The organism is Flexivirga meconopsidis (assembly GCF_026162425.1).
Classification (GTDB): Bacteria; Actinomycetota; Actinomycetes; order Actinomycetales; family Dermatophilaceae; genus Flexivirga; species Flexivirga meconopsidis.
Window position 1 is genome coordinate 677,999 of the sequence record NZ_JAOBQJ010000002.1, and the last position, 12,835, is coordinate 690,833.

The following is a 12,835-nucleotide window of genomic DNA, read 5'->3' on the forward strand; positions in this document are numbered from 1 at the left end:
GGAAGAGGCCCGGTCGTCGCACAGACGACCGGGCCTTTGCACGTCGGTCAGTCCGCCCGCAGCTCCACCAGCGCGAACCCGACCGCCTGCGTCGGCAGCGGCGCGCGACAGGTGAGCCTGGCCTGCGGCAGCAGGTGCGCCCGCAGCTCGACCTCGATCCGCGCCGGCAGCGGAGGCGCGCAGCGCAAGCTGACCCGCCACTGCTCCCCGGACCGCACCGCTTCTTCCAGCCGTATGGCGTGCCGGCCCGCGGGACCGAAGCGACGTAGCACCTCGATCACCGCGACCTGGGCGGCCGGGGCCAGGTCGGCATAGCCGCGCAGGTGATCGGCGGACACCTGACCGCGCAACAGCTCCCGGATGACCTCGACCGCCTGGGCCGGCTCGACCTCGCCGAAGTAGACACCGGACGGCAGCGCGAGCAGATTGGCGGCGAAGCGGTCGCCGCCGACATGGCTGCATTCCCAGGCGTTCTCGGGCCACACCTGGCTGAGCGCGCGAGCGACCGGACGTCCCCGGATCGCGCAGCAGGCGTCGTGCACGCCGTGCGTGCAGACGAGGAAGACCGGCGGCAGATCGCTGCGGCCGGGCGCCTCGGTCGCCGGCACAATACGCAGCAGGTCCTGGTCCGTGCTCCACGTACCCCATTGCTGCCGGTGGTTGCCGTCCGCGTCATACCGCAGCACTGCCCACCGCAACGGGCCTTCGGCAACACGGCGGCCATAGCGCCGAATCAGCAACACCCGAGCGCCGATTCGCTGCGCGGCGTGTCTGACCGGTTGGACGATCTCCGGGTCGATCGGGAGCTCGGCGAAGCCGCCGAACGGCCACGGCCCGTGGTGCTCGATCAGCACCCAGCCGCGCGCCGGAGCCGCCGTGCCGGCCTGGTCGTCACCTCGCCGGCGCGCCTGCACAGCACACCTGAAATCGCCGGTCTGCGTCACGGCGCAGCGGGTATGGCGATGCCGGCGCGCAGCAGGCGCCGCGCGAACTCCAGACCGAGCTCGTCGGCGCTGAAAGCCCCTCCCCCGAGCAGCAATTCGGCTGCCGGCAGGTCATCGGTCGGCAGGTCCAGCCACCCGACCCGCGTGTGCAACCGGGTGCCGTCCAGCCGGGGCGCAAGGTTGCCGCGCAGGCGCAAGGTCGTCCGTGGGCTCAACGCGTCGAGCGTGGCGAGCTGCTGCAACGGACCGAGCGCGGCGGGGCGTGCCTGGGTGCCGCGGGTGCGCCGGAAGGCCGGCTCCGGGTCGGCCTGCTCGAGCGCCGCCGCGAGCGCCCGGCGGACCTCGTCGACGACGTCTGCCGTGCCGTCCACGCCCAGCGGCAGGGAGGCCCGCTGCTCGGGGTCCTGCCGCATCCTGGCCAGCGCGTCCTGCATGAGTTGTTCGGCCACGGCGTATCGGGTCCAGTTGTGGATGCCGAGGGTGAGGTGGATCGACACCGCTCCCTGTGCCTGCGCGGCGTGCAGCCAGCCGCGCGGCAGGTAAAGGCAGTCGCCGGGCTGCAGCACGGTGTCGATGACGGGCGGTCGCGTCGCGGCTTCGGCGACGGCGTCTCGGCGGTCGGTCCACGGCTGGTCGCGCAGCGGGTCCGGGTGCACCGGCTCGTGGATGATCCAGCGCTTGCTGCCCTCGATCTGCAGCACGAAGACGTCGTGCACGTCGTAGTGGTCGTCGAAACCGCGGTTCTGTGGCGGAGTGACGTAGGCGTTCGCCTGCACCGGGTGGCCGAGCTCGGTGCCGAGCCGGGCAGTGAAGTCGGTGATCGGCGACCAGGTGCGGTGCAATGCCTGCAGCACGATGGTCGCGCCGTCGGCGAACTGCCGCCATACGGCGGTGTCGTCGAGCTGGTCGGCGATCGTCGCGCCGACACCGGCGCCGGAGGTGAAGCTGCGCTCGGCCAGCGTCGACCCGTCCTTGGCCATCCGCAGGAACGGCGTGCGCAGCCCCCGTTCGGAGAGCAACTCGTCGACGGCCGCGGCCGAGAAGAGATCGCGGTAGTCGTCGGCGTCACGGGTGAGCAGCGCACGCGCTGCCCAATGCTCGTCGGCGAAGGTCGGCAGAGGTATGTCGAACAAGCGAGCCGACGCGACCCCGGCGCCTGCAGAGGCACCGGGGTCGCGAAGGTCAGAGCGAGAAATGCTCAATTGTTGAAGTCCGAGCCGCCGCCGGCGCCACCGTCGGCACCGCCATCGGCGCCGCCGTCCTGGCCGGTCGAACCGGCAGCTCCACCGTCGGCCGGGCCCTCACCGGAGCCACCGCCCGCGCCACCGTCGGCGCCGCCGTCCTGGCCGGTCGAACCGGCAGCTCCGCCGTCGGCGGGTCCTTCGGCACCGCTGTCGGCGCCACCGTCGGCACCACCGTCTCCGCCGGCGCCACCAGCACCGCCGGCCGCGCCGCCATCGGCACCGCCGTCCTGCACACCCTGCTGGCCCGAGGCTCCGCCGTCAGCGGGACCCTCCGAGCCACCGAAGCCACCGGAACCGCCGGTGTTGCTGTCCTGGCCGCCGGAGAGGTTGTCGTTACCCCCGGTCGAACCTTCCTGCCCGAACGAGTCCTGCGTGGAATCAGTCATGCGTCCTCCTGCGAATCTCGTGGTCCATCAGGGACCTGTTGGGTGCACTGCGGGCTGTCCACCCGCGGGGGCGCGGCCGATGCCGACGCCACCAACGTGTCTACCCCATCCGCGCCACATCCAAAAGGGAGCGGGTCCACTCGATTTCAATCAGTGGACCGCGGTGGGTGCGCGGCGAACCATTCGTCGCGGCGCCGCTGCTGCTCCTGCTCGGTCTCGGTGCGCAGCGCGCTCGGCATCGGCGGCTTCTTCACCTTGGGCTTCTTCGGCTCGGGCGGCTTCGGCGGCTCGGCGGCCGCTTTCGCTTGCCGCTCAGCGAGATTCGCGTCATACGTCGCGCGACGGGCGGTGCGTTCGGCGGCGACCTGATCGCGCTCGGCCGTCTCGGTCGGTGCGTACTGTGCGCGGACCCGGTCAACCGAGGCCCAACGCTCCTCACGGGTGATGTGTGACTCGGCGATCTTGCGTGCCTGCGCGGCCTTCTTCTCTCGCTCCTTCGCCGCGGCCTTGGCCTTGGCCTCCTGCCGGGCGAGCCGATCACGCGCCGCGCGCGACTTCTGTGACTTGATCAGGGCGGCGTCGCGGCGCAGCAGTCGCGCCTCCTCCACTGCCGGCCCCGACTGTGGGTTGTATGACGTCACGGTGTTTCCCGCCTTTCGGTCGTTGGAGGTGAGCAACGCGCTGCCGGTGCCGCGCGGTGCGCTCGCGTCACGCGGCCCGACGATGCCGGACTGCTTGTCCCGCACGGCGGTGCTGGCTTCGCCGCTGACCAGCGCGGCATGCCCGGCGGCCAGTGACGCGCGACCGTAACTGGTCGGGTCGCCGGACGCCTCCTTCATCGAGGTGAGCCGCAGGTCGTGCGCCGTGTCGAGTGTGGTCGCCGCCTTCAGGTCCTGCCCGGCGAAGCCGGAGTCGTCCTTGGGCGGCAGCAGGATCATCTCCTCAGCGGGCAGACCGGACTTCAGCTGCCGGGTGCGGATCAGTTCGGCGTCCACCTCGGCCCCGAAGAGCATCGCGATGTTGGTGATCCAGAGCCACAGCATGAACATGATCGCGCCCGCGAACGCGCCATACGTCTTCTGGTAGCTGGCGCCCTGGGTGAGTCCGAAGTAGGTGACCAGCGCACCGGAGGCGACCACCCAGACCACGAAACCGATGAGCGCGCCCCAGGTAAAGATGTCGCGCTTGGTCTTGCGTACGTTCGGGGTCGCCCAATAGAGCATCCCGATGATGAAGACCACGATCAGCACGACGAACGGCCACTTGGCGATGTCCCAGATCGTGACCACGTTGCTCGGGATGCCGACCTCGCTCGCGATCGATCGGGCGACGCTGCCGGTCGTGGTGAGTGCGATCATCACCACGATGATCAGGATCACCTCGATGATCGTGACCAGGTAGAGCGCCGGCCGCAGCTTCCAGACCGGGCGGCCCTCGGGGACTTCGTAGATCTTGTTGAGCGCGCGGCTGAATCCGCCGACGTACCCCGATGCCGACCAGATCGACAGCAAAATACCGACGACCAGGGCGATCCCGCCGCCACCCTGGGTGCTGATGTTGCCGATGAAGTCGCGAATCGAGCTGAGCGACTTGTCGTTCGGGTCCTTCCCGGCGATCCCGGCAAGGATCTTGACCAGGCTGTCGGTGGTCTCTTTGCCGTTGCCGAAAACGCTGATCAGCGACAGCACCGCGATCAGCCCGGGGAAGAGCGACTGCATCGAGTAATAGGTCAGCGCTGCCGCCTTGTCGGTGCACTGATCGGTGGAGAACTTGCTGACTGCCCGCTTGAGCGCGACCTTCCAGTCCGGCTTGGCGGGGGCGTCCGGAATGTCTTCCTTCGGCCGGTCTACCTCTTCGTCATTGAGTAACAGCAACGACATTCGGATATGTCCTCTTGCAGATCGGGGCTGTAACTTCTGGCACTGACCCAGCAACTTAGCGCCCGGACTCGCCAAGATGCGAGATCGCGCGCCCACCGCAGTGCAGAATGACGCCATGAGGTGGAGGGGTGGGCTGACGGCCACCGGCTTGATGGTGGGCGTTGGCTGCGCGCTCGCAGTGGCCGCGACTTCGGCGACGGCAGAGCCTGCCGAACCTTCCTCGAGTTCGTCGTCCAGCTCCGGCAGCTCGTCATCCAGCAGCAGCACCGGCCCGACCGAGCCGAGCACGCCTCCCCCAACGACGCGCCCACCGACCACCCGGCCGCCCACGACCCGGCCGACGTTGCCGCCGTGGCAGCCGACGAGCTCCACCCAGACGCCGTTCTCCCCCACCAGCTCGGCACCGACGTACTCCTCGGCGACGTCGTCGGCGCCGCCGCTGCCGACCTACAGCACGAACACCGCGAGCAGCACGAGCCCGGCAGTGCTTGCACCCACCGGCCAGGTCGCGACGACTACCCCGGACGCTCCATCGACCTCGTCGAGCAGTCGCGCGAGCAGTTCGTCATCCACGGGGACGCTGTCGTTCAGCCAGTCCACCACTGACCGCCCGTCCGCGTCGGGACGGCCGGTCAGCGGGTCGTCGGACACCACGCGCACGGTGATCGTCGCCGGGTCGGTGGTCGTCGCACTGCTCGCCGCGGGTGTCGCCCTGCGCGAGATGCGTCGCTGATCGGCTCGATTTCAGATCTGCGACAACTGCCTGCTAAGGTTTTCCCTCGTTGCGCCATTAGCTCAATTGGCAGAGCAGCTGACTCTTAATCAGCGGGTTCGGGGTTCGAGTCCCTGATGGCGCACCACCCTCGAAGAGCCCCGGGTCCCCTTGTGACCTGGGGTTTTTCGCATGCGAGACTGGTTCGGTGCGTGCACTTGCAAAGACGAGTGCCGGTCCCGGTCTGGAGCTGATCGATGCTCCGGAGCCGACTGCCGGCGCGGGTGAAGTGAAGATCAAGGTATGGCGGGCCGGCCTCTGCGGCACCGACCTGCATCTGGAGGGCTGGGACGACTGGGCAGCCTCGACCGTCAATCCGCCACTGATCATCGGGCACGAGTTCTTCGGCGAGGTCGTCGAGATCGGCCCGGGTGTGACCAGCGTCAAGGTCGGCCAGCTCGCCTCCGGCGAGGGGCACGTGGTGTGCAACGAGTGCCGCAACTGCCGGGCGGGGCGTCGCCAGTTGTGCATCCGGACCAGCTCTGTCGGGGTCAATCGCAACGGCGCGTTCGCGGACTACGTCGTCATACCTGCCTCCAATGTGTGGGTGCAGCCGGACGACCTGGACCCCGACGTGGGCGCGGTCTTCGACCCGTTCGGCAACGCTACCCACACCGCGTTGTCCTTCCCGATCGCCGGCGAGGACGTGCTGGTCACCGGTGCCGGACCGATCGGGGTGATGGGCGCCGCGATCGCCAAGCACGTCGGTGCCCGCTACGTCGTGGTGACCGACGTCAGCGACTACCGGCTCGACCTGGCCAAGGCCGCCGGCGCCGACCGGGTGGTCAACGTCTCGCGCGAGCGGATCGCCGACGCGCAGCACGACCTCGGCATGCGCGAGGGCTTCGACATCGCGCTGGAGATGTCCGGCAACCCGTCCGCGGTGCGCGAGGCGATCGACAACATGAACCACGGCGGCCGCATCGCGATGCTCGGGTTGCCCGCCGACGAGTTCGCGATCGACTGGGGCCGGGTCATCACCCACATGCTGACGATCAAGGGCATCTACGGCCGGGAGATGTACGACACCTGGTATGCCATGAGTTCGATGCTGCAATCCTCCCCGGAGCTGGAGCGTGCGGTCGCCTCGGTGATCACCCACCGCTTCCCGGCGGAGCAGTGGCAGGACGCCTTCAACGCCGCACGCTCGGGCGAGGTCGGCAAAGTCGTGATGGATTGGAGCTGACGGATGTACGCCAACAAGGACGCGCTGCAGCAGACGCTGCGCGAGATCGACGACGCCGGCCTGACCAAGCACGAGCGTGAGCTGACGACGCCGCAGTCGGCGCACGTCGCCACCGGTGGCTCCGAGGCGCTGAACTTCTGCGCCAACAACTACCTCGGCCTGGCCGACCACCCCGACGTGCTCGATGCGGCGCGAAACGCGTTGGACGAGTGGGGTTTCGGCATGGCGAGCGTGCGCTTCATCTGCGGCACGCAGACGCAGCACCGCGACCTCGAGCGCGCACTGGCCGGCTTCCTGTCGACGGACGACGCGATCCTCTACTCCTCCTGTTTCGACGCCAACGGCGGCATCTTCGAGGTGCTCTTCGGCCCCGAGGACGCGATCGTCTCCGACGAACTCAACCACGCGTCGCTGATCGACGGCATCCGGCTGTCGAAGGCCAAGCGATTCCGCTACAAGAACGCCGACATGGACGATCTGCGGGCTCAGCTGCAGGCCGCGAAAGACGCCGGCTCCCGTCATACGGTGATCGTGACCGACGGAGTCTTCTCGATGGACGGCTACTACGCGCCGTTGGCCGAAATCTGTGACCTGGCAGAGGAATTCGGCGCGCTGGTGATGGTCGACGACTCCCACGCGGTGGGCTTCGTCGGCGACGGCGGCCGCGGCACACCGGAGTTCACCGGCACGATGGACCGGGTCGACATCATCACCGGCACGCTCGGCAAGGCGCTGGGCGGGGCCTCCGGCGGGTATGTCGCGGCGCATCAGGAGATCGTCGATCTGCTGCGACAGCGGTCGCGTCCCTACCTCTTCTCGAACGCCGTCGCCCCATCGGTCGTCGCAGGGTCGCTGAAAGCCCTTGAGATCGCTGGCAATTCGACGCAGCAGCGCGCGCAGCTGACGGCCAACACCGAGCTGTTCCGGTCGCTGATGACCGAGGCCGGTTTTGAGGTGCTGCCGGGCAGCCACCCGATCACGCCGATCATGTTCCCCGGTGAGGACGGCGCGCGGCAGGCGGCGCAGATCGCCGACGCGATGCTGGCCCGCGGGGTCTACGTGATCGCGTTCTCCTACCCCGTCGTGCCGCAGGGCAAGGCACGCATCCGGGTGCAGCTGTCGGCCGCGCACAGCGAGGCCGACGTGCGCGCCTGCGTGCAGGCCTTCATCGAGGCCCGCGACTCCGCTGGTTGAGTAGCGGCGACGAAACTCCCGCTGGTTGAGTAGCGGCGAGGAAAGCCCCGCTGGTTGAGTAGCGGCGAGGCACGAGCCGCGTATCGAAACCAGCGACTAGAGGTACAACCCGGTCGAGCTGCTGGAGTCGACGCGCTTGGCCGCGACCGCGTGCAGGTCGCGCTCGCGCAGCAGCAGGTAGGTCTTGCTCTGCAGCTCGACCTCGGCACGCTCCTCGGGGTCGAAGAGCACCCGATCCCCGAGCTTGACCTGCCGCACGTGCTGGCCGACGGCGACGACCTCGGCCCAGGCGAGCCGCTTGCCGACCGAGGCGGTCGCCGGGATGACGATGCCGCCGCCGGACTTGCGCTCACCCGACTCGGCGTCCGCGGACACCAGCAGCCGGTCGTGCAGCATCTTGATCGGGAGGTTCCCCGAGGAAGCTGCGTCAGCCACGGGGTGTCAGCTGCGCGCGCGGCGAAGAATGCCGAGCGTGAGCAGCACTGCAGCGACGCCGCCCAGCGCCATACCGAGCTTTTGGGTGTTGAGCTCACCGTCGGGCGTGCGGGTGGCGTCGTTGGCCTTGAGCTTCACGTCCTCGACGGCCCGGTTGACGATCTCCTTCGGCTGCGCGCGGAAGCTCAGCTCGTCGATCGTGCCGGCGAGTCGCTCACGCGTCGCCGCGAGGTCGGCCTCGATCTGCTGGGCGGATCGGGTCGCGGGCTTCGCGGGGGCCTTGTCAGCCATGATGTCTCCTTAGGCGGGTCGCGATTCGCCTGAGACGATAACGCAGGAACCCCCGTTCGTAACCAGGAGGACATGCCATGCCGCGGCTCGAGATCGGTGACAAAGCCCCCGCCTTCACCTTGACGTCCGACTCGGGCAAGGAGGTGTCCCTGGCCGATTACGCCGGCAAGCACCTGGTGATCTTCTTCTACCCCGCCGCGATGACGCCCGGCTGCACCAAGGAGGCCTGTGACTTCCGCGACTCGCTCGCCACCCTGCAGGGCGCCGGTTACGAGGTCGTCGGCATCTCGCCCGACAAGCCGGAGAAGCTGGCGAAGTTCGTGGAGAAGGAGTCGCTCACCTACCCGCTGCTCGCCGACCCGGACAAGCAGGTGCTTGAGGCCTACGGCGCATATGGCGAGAAGAAGCTCTACGGCAAGACCGTCGTCGGCGTCATCCGTTCGACGATCGTGGTTGGCCCGGAGGGCACGGTCGAGCTCGCCCGCTACAACGTCAAGGCCACCGGCCACGTCGCTTCGTTGAGCAAGGCGCTCCAGCTGGTATGACGCGGCTCCGCCGCCTGGTCCGGTTGTCGGCGCTGACTAATAGCGTTCGATCATGGGCAGATTGAAGTACACCCCGGAGTTGCTGACCGAGGCCGTGCGCGACGCCGATTCAGTAACCGATGTGCTGCGAAACCTCGGACTTCAACAGGCGGGCGCACTCACGCTCATATCAGCCGGTTGCTGAAGCGGTACGGCATCGACACGTCCCATTTCACCCGTCAAAGGCGCCACCTAGACCGCACCCCTCGGACCGATCCGCTGAGTCTTCTCGTCCGGCGACCCAGCGGGTCGCCACGCACTCACGGCGCTCGGCCGAAGCGGGCACTGCTCCTGCTTGGCAGGCAGGACTGCTGTGCGATCTGCGAGGACGCGCCGGAATGGCGAGGCGCACCCCTGGTCCTGCAGGTCGACCACATCGATGGGGACCTCAATAACAACGTCGCGGAGAATCTCCGGTTGCTGTGTCCCAACTGCCACTCCCAATGCCCAACATTCGCCATGCGCCGTTGGACCAAGTCCAGCCCGACCACAATCACGAACTAGACTCCACCGCGGAGCGGCCGTAGCCCAACTGGCAGGAGGCACGGGTTTTAGGTACCCGACAGTGTGAGTTCGAATCTCACCGGCCGCACATTGCGGCCGGCGCTCTACACATCGTGCGGTATGGCGCACGATGTGTAGAGCGGTAGCGGCCGGACTCGCCCGGGGAGCTCGGGTCACTCCCGCCACCTGCGTGTGACGGCGGCCCGGTCCTGCCAGAGCGGGACGCCCGCGCCTTCGGGATCCCAGCGGCGGGTGAAGTCCTCCAGCCAGGAGCACCGGCGCAACATCTCTGCCTGCCGCTGCCGCCACGAGGGACGCTCGCCATACGCATCGAAGAAGGCCGGTAGGGCACCGACGGCGTCGGGGTGATGCATCCTGACGATCCACTCACACCAGGCGACGTCCGTGATCGGTGCACCGATCCCGCTGAACTCCCAGTCGAGCACCGCGCATACGCGTCGCCCTGCGTCGAGCAGGACGTTGTTCGGCCCAAAGTCCCCATGACTGATGACGCCACCGGTCGCGCGTTTGGACAGCAGGTTGCGATCGAGTCCGTGCAGCACCCGCAACACAGCACCACACGCCGCAAGCACGGTCACTGCTTCGCCGGCGTCGATCAGATCCTGTCCGTGGTCACCGCTGACCCACTGCGTCACCAGCGAATGTGACTCTGTCGCAACGACTTCCGGCACCGGATATCGTCCGCCGAGTGCGATCAGCGCTCGTCTCTCGGCGACCGCGCGATGCTCCGCGTCCGGCCCGGCATACCTCTTGAGGACCAGGTCGCCGACCCGCTCGGTGCTGTTGGTGTAACCGTGGCGCACAGATCTCAGCCGGCCAGCGCTCGCTCCACGGGCTGGGCGAGTTTGCCCGGCTTGGTTGCCGATCCGTAGCGCGCGAGCACCGAGCCGTCCCTGCCGATCAGGAACTTGGTGAAGTTCCACTTGATCCCGCTGCTGCCGAGCGCGCCCTTCGCCTGGTTGCGCAGCCAGGCGTAGAGCGGATGCGCGTCGTCGCCGTTGACGTCGACCTTGGCGAACATCGGGAAGGTGACGCCGTAGTTGCGCTCGCAGAAGCCGCCGATCTCGTCCGCGTCACCGGGCTCCTGGTGCCCGAACTGGTTGCACGGGAAGCCGAGCACCACCAGCCCCTGGTCCCGGTAGTCCTGCCACAACTGCTCCAATTCCTTGTATTGCGGGGTGAATCCGCACTTGGAGGCGGTGTTGACGACGAGGACGACCTTGCCGTCATACGCGTCGAGGGGTTGCGGCGTGCCGTCGAGCAGGTCGGCGGTGAAGTCACCCAGCGTGGTCACGTCAGCCTCACTCAGAACGTCTCGCGCAGTTCGTCCAGCATCGCGTCGGTGGCGCCGATGCCGATCGACAGGTGCCCTTCGCCGTCGACCAGGTGCGCGGTCGCGCCGGGGATGTTGGCGGCCAGCCACTGCCCGTGCGCGAACGGCACCATCAGGTCGAGGCTGCCCTGCCAGACGAAGGTCGGCACGGTGATGCTGCCGAGTTCGAATCCCCACGGCTGGGTGAAGGCTAGGTCGTCGTCGGCCCAGCCGTCGACGCCGTTCTTGAGCGCCTCGGCGAAGTTGGCCGCGACTTCATCACCAGTCTTGTCGGTGATGACCGCCCGGTCGACATCGGGCAGCAGGCTGCTCAGCTCGGCGATGATGTCCGCGGGTTTGGCGTCCGCGAGCTCGGCGCGCATCGGTTCGAGCACTCGCCGCAGCGCCTCCTCGCCCTCGGCGGCAGCATTGAACTCGACGTGGTTGCCCTCCCCCATGCCTTCGAGGAAGGCCAGATCCGGCTCGTCGTACGGCCCGACCCCCGCAATACTGAGGATGCCGGTGATGCGGTCGGGCAGCAGGGCTCCCGTCGCCAGCGCGTGCGGTCCGCCGCCGGACCATCCGGCGGTCATCGCCTTCTCCACACCCAGGTGGTCGAGTATGGCGGCTGCGTCGTCCGCGATGTCGGCCACGGACCTGCCCGGCTTGCGAGCCGAATCGCCATACCCTGCACGGGAATACGTGACCAGACGGATGCCCCGCTCCTTCGCCGACTCGACCATGGCGGACCGCGGGAGCAGCGATCCGGGCGTGCCATGGTGGAAGAGCAGCACCGGACCGTCGGCCGCTCCACTGATCCGGATGTCGAGGTCACGTCCGTCGGGCAGCTTGATCAGGGTCATGTGGCAAGACTGCCACGGCGGATGTGAGCCGGCTCGGTAGCGTGCGGATATGACCTCCGACAACGCACCCTGCATCGAGTCCGTCGTGCTGCCAGTGCGCCCCGGGCACGAGGCCGCGTTCGAAGCGGCGTTCGCAGACGCTGTGCCGATCATCAAGCGGCAGAAGGGCTTTCGCAGTCTTCGTCTCTCTCGTTGCGTCGAGCGTCCGAATGAATACCTGCTCCACGTCGAGTGGGACTCACTCGCCGACCACACCGTCGGATTTCGTGAGTCCGACGACTATCAGTGCTGGCGTGCCGCCCTGCACCACTTCTACGACCCGGTGCCGATGGTCGACCACTTCCAGGACGTACGGGCCGAGTCCCACCCGTGACCACGTCGACGTGAGCACGTCTGAGGCAGCACGCCCGACCGCGTCGACACATTCTTGGTGATCTCCGTACGAACTGTTAACCCGCCGCCCCCTCAGCGCCCGCTACTGTGCGACTGGACAGCTGTCTAGTCCAGTTGTCCGACGATGGCACCCACACCCGGAGGTAGGAAAGTCATGAAACGTAAAGTCGCAGTCGCAACCGCAGGCGCAGCGGTAACGGCCTTGGCCACATTTGGGATGGCGGCACCGCAAGCACACGCGGCAGACACGATGGTCGACGGGACCGTCACGATGCAGCAGACCGGCGAGATGCAGGGCATCAGCGGTTGGGGCGTCGCCTCGATCGTCAACAACGGCACCACGACCATTCCCGCCGGGACGGTCGTGAAGTACGGCGTGATGAACATGCCCGGCATGCCCAACGAGGTCCACGCGACCATGGTCTCGCCGAAGGGCTCCGGCGAGCTGAGCGTCTTCCCGATCGGGCTCAACGGCAACGGCCTTCGCACGCTGAAGCCGCTCGCCCCCGGCCAGTCCTTCTCCTTCAACTGGAGCGTCTACCACTACGCCCCGTGGCACCGGGTGCACGTCGAGGTCTACATCGACAGCTACCCGTCGGGCACCACCGACGTCAACTGGGACAACAACTGGGCGGGCGCGGACAACAACGGCGAGGGCCTGTAACAACAAGTCGTCAGATCCTGCACGTCACACGTCGAGCGGCAGGTCGGTCCGGAGCCGGGACCGGCCGCCGCTCGATCGTGTATGACGGGTCGCCCCTTCCACCCCGTCGCCCCGGACGTCTGTCACCGCTCCCGTCCATCAGGCTCTGCTCACCCGATACGG

Annotated in this window: 16 protein-coding genes and 2 tRNA genes; 8 read left to right on the plus strand and 10 right to left on the minus strand. The window is 68.0% G+C overall.

The window, feature by feature from the left end; genetic code table 11:
- Positions 1-47: 47 nt before the first annotated feature.
- The 5 genes from N2M23_RS08500 to N2M23_RS08520 all read right to left on the minus strand — a co-directional run bounded on the left by N2M23_RS08500 (position 48) and on the right by N2M23_RS08520 (position 5,105).
- The gene (locus N2M23_RS08500) at positions 48-944 is read right to left on the minus strand and encodes a sucrase ferredoxin (RefSeq protein ID WP_265444726.1); all 897 of its coding nucleotides are present in this window, start codon (positions 942-944) and stop codon (positions 48-50) included.
- Positions 941-2,146 (minus strand): cupin domain-containing protein, encoded by a 1,206-nt coding sequence (locus N2M23_RS08505; protein ID WP_265444728.1) that lies wholly within the window; start codon positions 2,144-2,146, stop codon positions 941-943. The genes N2M23_RS08500 and N2M23_RS08505 overlap by 4 nt, the downstream gene beginning before the upstream one ends.
- Complete coding sequence (locus tag N2M23_RS08510; protein ID WP_265444729.1) at positions 2,143-2,574, minus strand: hypothetical protein; 432 nt, start codon at positions 2,572-2,574, stop codon at positions 2,143-2,145. The genes N2M23_RS08505 and N2M23_RS08510 overlap by 4 nt, the downstream gene beginning before the upstream one ends.
- 146 nt (positions 2,575-2,720) lie before the next feature.
- Entirely contained in the window at positions 2,721-4,847 is a 2,127-nt protein-coding gene (locus tag N2M23_RS08515; protein WP_265444730.1) for a YihY/virulence factor BrkB family protein, read from the minus strand.
- A 54-nt stretch (positions 4,848-4,901) separates the two neighbouring features.
- On the minus strand, positions 4,902-5,105 hold the full coding sequence (locus N2M23_RS08520) for a hypothetical protein (protein ID WP_265444731.1): 204 nt from the start codon (positions 5,103-5,105) through the stop codon (positions 4,902-4,904).
- Positions 5,106-5,238: 133 nt separating this feature from the next.
- Between N2M23_RS08520 and N2M23_RS08525 the strand changes: the two genes are divergently transcribed.
- The 3 genes from N2M23_RS08525 (at position 5,239) to N2M23_RS08535 (ending at position 7,606) form a co-directional block, all read left to right on the plus strand.
- Positions 5,239-5,314: transfer RNA gene (locus N2M23_RS08525), tRNA-Lys, on the plus strand.
- Positions 5,315-5,374: 60 nt separating this feature from the next.
- Positions 5,375-6,412, plus strand: coding sequence for an L-threonine 3-dehydrogenase (tdh, locus tag N2M23_RS08530; RefSeq protein ID WP_265444733.1), 1,038 nt, complete (start codon positions 5,375-5,377; stop codon positions 6,410-6,412).
- Between the two features lie 3 nt (positions 6,413-6,415).
- On the plus strand, positions 6,416-7,606 hold the full coding sequence (locus N2M23_RS08535; RefSeq protein ID WP_265444735.1) for a glycine C-acetyltransferase: 1,191 nt from the start codon (positions 6,416-6,418) through the stop codon (positions 7,604-7,606).
- 96 nt (positions 7,607-7,702) lie between these two features.
- Here N2M23_RS08535 and N2M23_RS08540 read toward each other — a convergent pair whose 3' ends face one another.
- A complete protein-coding gene (locus N2M23_RS08540; RefSeq protein ID WP_265445128.1) occupies positions 7,703-8,002 on the minus strand; it encodes a GroES family chaperonin in 300 nt (99 codons plus the stop codon).
- Positions 8,003-8,047: 45 nt separating this feature from the next.
- Positions 8,048-8,332, minus strand: coding sequence for a DUF3618 domain-containing protein (locus tag N2M23_RS08545; protein ID WP_265444736.1), 285 nt, complete (start codon positions 8,330-8,332; stop codon positions 8,048-8,050).
- Between the two features lie 77 nt (positions 8,333-8,409).
- On the opposite strand from N2M23_RS08545, the gene bcp reads away from it, so the two are divergent.
- The 3 genes from bcp (at position 8,410) to N2M23_RS08560 (ending at position 9,508) form a co-directional block, all read left to right on the plus strand.
- On the plus strand, positions 8,410-8,877 hold the full coding sequence (gene bcp, locus N2M23_RS08550) for a thioredoxin-dependent thiol peroxidase (protein ID WP_265444738.1): 468 nt from the start codon (positions 8,410-8,412) through the stop codon (positions 8,875-8,877).
- Between the two features lie 52 nt (positions 8,878-8,929).
- Positions 8,930-9,061, plus strand: a complete 132-nt coding sequence (locus N2M23_RS08555; protein ID WP_265444740.1) for a hypothetical protein — start codon at positions 8,930-8,932, stop codon at positions 9,059-9,061.
- Between the two features lie 372 nt (positions 9,062-9,433).
- Positions 9,434-9,508: transfer RNA gene (locus N2M23_RS08560), tRNA-Leu, on the plus strand.
- 85 nt (positions 9,509-9,593) lie between these two features.
- On the opposite strand, the gene N2M23_RS08565 is transcribed toward N2M23_RS08560, so the two are convergent.
- The 3 genes from N2M23_RS08565 to N2M23_RS08575 are packed head-to-tail and all read right to left on the minus strand — an operon-like array spanning position 9,594 to position 11,616.
- Complete coding sequence (locus tag N2M23_RS08565) at positions 9,594-10,244, minus strand: phosphotransferase family protein (protein ID WP_265444742.1); 651 nt, start codon at positions 10,242-10,244, stop codon at positions 9,594-9,596.
- A 5-nt stretch (positions 10,245-10,249) separates the two neighbouring features.
- Positions 10,250-10,735, minus strand: a complete 486-nt coding sequence (locus N2M23_RS08570) for a glutathione peroxidase (protein ID WP_265444744.1) — start codon at positions 10,733-10,735, stop codon at positions 10,250-10,252.
- 11 nt (positions 10,736-10,746) lie between these two features.
- On the minus strand, positions 10,747-11,616 hold the full coding sequence (locus N2M23_RS08575) for an alpha/beta fold hydrolase (RefSeq protein WP_265444745.1): 870 nt from the start codon (positions 11,614-11,616) through the stop codon (positions 10,747-10,749).
- 49 nt (positions 11,617-11,665) lie between these two features.
- On the opposite strand from N2M23_RS08575, the gene N2M23_RS08580 reads away from it, so the two are divergent.
- Positions 11,666-11,989: an antibiotic biosynthesis monooxygenase family protein gene (locus N2M23_RS08580; protein ID WP_265444746.1), complete on the plus strand. Its 324-nt coding sequence runs from the start codon at positions 11,666-11,668 to the stop codon at positions 11,987-11,989.
- 270 nt (positions 11,990-12,259) lie between these two features.
- Positions 12,260-12,673, plus strand: a complete 414-nt coding sequence (locus tag N2M23_RS08585; protein WP_265444747.1) for a hypothetical protein — start codon at positions 12,260-12,262, stop codon at positions 12,671-12,673.
- Positions 12,674-12,835 lie beyond the last annotated feature (162 nt).

Coding starts and splice junctions, on each gene's coding strand:
- N2M23_RS08580 (WP_265444746.1), top strand. CDS start 11,666: ATGACCTCCGACAACGCACCCTGCATCGAGTCCGTCGTGCTGCCAGTG.
- N2M23_RS08535 (WP_265444735.1), top strand. CDS start 6,416: ATGTACGCCAACAAGGACGCGCTGCAGCAGACGCTGCGCGAGATCGAC.
- N2M23_RS08585 (WP_265444747.1), top strand. CDS start 12,260: ATGGTCGACGGGACCGTCACGATGCAGCAGACCGGCGAGATGCAGGGC.
- N2M23_RS08540 (WP_265445128.1), bottom strand. CDS start 8,002: ATGCTGCACGACCGGCTGCTGGTGTCCGCGGACGCCGAGTCGGGTGAG.
- N2M23_RS08575 (WP_265444745.1), bottom strand. CDS start 11,616: ATGACCCTGATCAAGCTGCCCGACGGACGTGACCTCGACATCCGGATC.
- N2M23_RS08555 (WP_265444740.1), top strand. CDS start 8,930: ATGGGCAGATTGAAGTACACCCCGGAGTTGCTGACCGAGGCCGTGCGC.
- bcp (WP_265444738.1), top strand. CDS start 8,410: ATGCCGCGGCTCGAGATCGGTGACAAAGCCCCCGCCTTCACCTTGACG.
- N2M23_RS08510 (WP_265444729.1), bottom strand. CDS start 2,574: ATGACTGATTCCACGCAGGACTCGTTCGGGCAGGAAGGTTCGACCGGG.
- N2M23_RS08545 (WP_265444736.1), bottom strand. CDS start 8,332: ATGGCTGACAAGGCCCCCGCGAAGCCCGCGACCCGATCCGCCCAGCAG.